Annotated in this window: 2 protein-coding genes and 1 pseudogene; 1 reads left to right on the top strand and 2 read right to left on the bottom strand. The window is 70.2% G+C overall.

All coding sequences use genetic code 11. From position 1 onward, the window contains the following. Positions 1-241: pseudogene (locus G7B71_RS15495) on the bottom strand (hypothetical protein); the annotation flags it as partial. A gap of 119 nt (positions 242-360) precedes the next feature. On the opposite strand from G7B71_RS15495, the gene G7B71_RS15490 reads away from it, so the two are divergent. After that, a complete protein-coding gene (locus tag G7B71_RS15490) occupies positions 361-1884 on the top strand; it encodes a helicase HerA-like domain-containing protein (protein ID WP_166042577.1) in 1524 nt (507 codons plus the stop codon). A gap of 18 nt (positions 1885-1902) precedes the next feature. Here G7B71_RS15490 and G7B71_RS15485 read toward each other — a convergent pair whose 3' ends face one another. Beyond that, the gene (locus tag G7B71_RS15485; RefSeq protein WP_166042575.1) at positions 1903-2523 is read right to left on the bottom strand and encodes a PadR family transcriptional regulator; all 621 of its coding nucleotides are present in this window, start codon (positions 2521-2523) and stop codon (positions 1903-1905) included. Positions 2524-2785: the final 262 nt, after the last annotated feature.

The following is a 2785-nucleotide window of genomic DNA, read 5'->3' as shown; positions in this document are numbered from 1 at the left end:
CCGGCGCCGGCTCGTCGGGGGCGGCGAGCTCCTCGGCCGGCGCGGCCTCCTCCGGCTCGATCGGCGGCGGCGGCGGGGGCGGCGGCGCGACATCGAAGGTCTGCAGGCTCTCGCTGACCCCGCGCACCATGTCCGCGCCGAGGCCGCTGATCAGCAGCCAGCCGAGCGCGACATGCATGGCGGCGACGCCCGCCATCGAGACGAGGCGGTCGCTCCGCCGATCCGCATAGAGTTCGAACATCGTACAGGGCCCGATAGCCAAAACGCTTCGCGCCAAATACGTTCGACGGACGTGTCCGGGTCCTGAACCAGGCGCAGGTCTGTCGGTTACCCCCAAGGGCAACAGCGGGATGAGCATCAATGGCGAGCGACGACGGCATCCTGATCGGCGGAAGCACGGCCGGCCCTGAGCGGCTTCGGCTCGACCGCGCCAACCGCCACGGCCTCGTCGCGGGCGCCACCGGCACCGGCAAGACGGTCACCCTGCAGACCATGGCCGAGGGCTTCTCGCGTGCCGGGGTCCCGGTCTTCGCCGCCGACATCAAGGGCGACCTCAGCGGCATGGCCATGCCCGGCAACGCCCAGCAGCGCGCGCACGAGGCGTTCACTGCCCGCGCCGCCGAGCTCGGCCTCGGCGACTGGTCCTATGCCGACAATCCGGTCGTGTTCTGGGATCTGTTCGGCGAGCAGGGCCATCCCATCCGCACCACGGTCTCCGAGATGGGCCCGCTCCTTCTGTCCCGCCTGCTCGGTCTCAACGAGACCCAGGAAGGCGTTCTCGCCATCGCCTTCCGCGCCGCCGACGACGAGGGCATGCTTCTGCTCAACCTCGACGACCTGCGCTCGATGCTGACCTGGGTCGGCGACAATGCGGCCGACCTCACCAGCCGCTACGGCAATGTCGCCAGGCAATCGGTGGGGACGATCCAGCGCCAGCTGCTCGCCTTCGAGGCGCAGGGCGCCGACCGATTCTTCGGTGAGCCGGCGCTGGAGATCGCGGATTTCCTCGGGGCCGACGATCAGGGCCGCGGCATCGGCAACATCCTTGCCGCCGACAAGCTGATGCAGAGCCCCAAGCTCTACGCGACCTTCCTGCTGTGGCTGCTGTCGGAGTTGTTCGAGGAGCTGCCCGAGGTCGGCGACCTCGACCGGCCGAGGCTCGTCTTCTTCTTCGACGAAGCGCATCTGCTGTTCGACGACGTCCCCGCCGCCTTGCTCGACAAGGTGGAGCAGGTCGTGCGGCTGATCCGCTCGAAGGGCGTCGGGGTCTATTTCGTCACCCAGAACCCGCTCGACATTCCCGAAGCGGTGGCGGCGCAGCTCGGCAACCGGGTCCAGCACGCGCTTCGCGCCTTCACGCCCAAGGACCAGCGCGCAGTCGCCGCGGCGGCTGAAACCTTCCGCACCAATCCCGACCTCGACGTCGCCAGCGCCATCACTGAACTGAGGACGGGCGAGGCTTTGGTCTCGGTGCTCGATTCGGACGGCGCGCCGACTCCCGTTCAGCGGACGCTGGTGGCTCCGCCGCGCTCGCGCGCGGGGCCGATCACGGAAACCGAACGGCAGGTGCTCCAGTCGACCTCTGACATCGGCGCCAAGTACCGGGACGCGGTGGACCGCGAGAGCGCTCATGAGATGCTTCAGGCCCGTACCGAGCAGGCCGCAGCCGCAGCGGCCGCGGAGAAGGCTCGGCGCGACGAGGAGAAGGCCGCCATCCAGCGCGACCGGACCGCGGCGCGCGAGGAGCGCGAGCAGCGCCGCAATCAAGGCATGGCCGGCGAACTGACGCGCCAGCTCGGCCGGTCGGTGCAGCGCCAGGTCGTGAACCGGGTCGCCGGTCAGATCGTCCGCGGCCTGCTCGGCGGGCTGTTCCGCGGCCGCTGATCAGGCCGAGGCGAGAGCTTAGAGCCGCTCCACCTTGCGTGCCGCCTCGTCGAGGATCTCGGCGATCTGGTGAAGCGTCTCCTCGTCCATGCCCTCGCGCTGGACTCGGTGCCACAGGGCCGAGAGCAGGTTGCCCACGGCCCGGCTGATCGGGGCCCCGCCGGCGCGGCGCTCGCGGTCGCCATGCTCGTTGAGCCGGGCGATCAGGGCGTCGACCTCCTCCTGCCGCTCCTCGAGATGGGCACGGCCCTCTTCGGTCGCGGCATAGGCCTTGCGGCTGCTGCCCTCGCTCGCCTGCTCGGCGATAAGCCCCATGTCCTCGAGCATCGTCAGCGTCGGATAGACCACTCCGGGGCTCGGCGCGTAGCTGCCGTGAGTCATCTCCTCGATCGACTGGATGAGGTCGTAGCCGTGGCGCGGCTGGTCGGCGATCAGCTTCAGGAGCACGAGCCTGAGCTCGCCCGGCTTGAACATGCCGCGCCGGCCGCGGCGTCCGCCGCCACCGCCCCACTGGCCCCATTCATTGCCCCAGCCGCTGCCGAACGACGCGCCGAAACCGCGCGACCCGCCCATCGCGAAGATCGCCTCGGGAATGTCCCACCGGCCCCTCGGGCCGCAGCCATAGATCTTGAAGCCCATCACCGACTCTCCTTCCGTGATGCCTCTAGATATATCTTTCTCGATCGCGTAACAAGATGCGCGCCTTTGGGGAGGGCGGCGCCCTCCCCTCGCTTTTTCTCAATCCAACGCGCGGCTCAGCGCAGGCGGCCGGCGATCCCTCGCAACGTCTCGCCCAGCGCGGTCACCCGGCGGCCCGCCTGCGGGTCCTGGCCGGTCGCGCGCAGCCCGCTCGCCAGCCGCTCGAGCCGGCCCGCCAGGGCCGCGTCCCTGCTGCCCGCCG

The organism is Sphingosinicella sp. YJ22 (genome assembly GCF_011320075.1).
Lineage (GTDB): Bacteria > Pseudomonadota > Alphaproteobacteria > Sphingomonadales > Sphingomonadaceae > Allosphingosinicella.
This window is presented reverse-complemented; position numbering and strand designations above follow the sequence as displayed.